The 437-nt window shown below is 55.7% G+C and carries 1 rRNA gene; it reads left to right on the forward strand.

Annotation, left to right across the window (positions count from 1 at the left end):
* Positions 1-437, forward strand: a 23S ribosomal RNA gene (locus AC1DCG_RS25145); the annotation flags it as partial.

Genomic DNA, 437 nt, shown 5'->3' on the forward strand with positions numbered 1-437 from the left:
GGTTCCCTCAGAATGGTTGGAAATCATTCGTAGAGTGCAAAGGCATAAGGGAGCTTGACTGCGAGACCTACAAGTCGAGCAGGGACGAAAGTCGGGCTTAGTGATCCGGTGGTTCYGWATGGAAGGGCCATCGCTCAACGGATAAAAGSTACYCYGGGGATAACAGGCTGATACCGCCCAAGAGTTCATATCGACGGCGGTGTTTGGCACCTCGATGTCGGCTCATCKCATCCTGGGGCTGTAGYCGGTCCCAAGGGTATGGCTGTTCGCCATTTAAAGWGGTACGYGAGCTGGGTTTARAACGTCGTGAGACAGTTYGGTCCCTATCTGCCGTGGGCGTTKGARWYTTGASRGGGGCTGCTCCTAGTACGAGAGGACCGGAGTGGACGTACCGCTGGTGTACCTGTTGTCTCGCCAGAGGCATCGCAGGGTAGCTA

The organism is Caulobacter sp. 10L414, assembly GCF_056395525.1.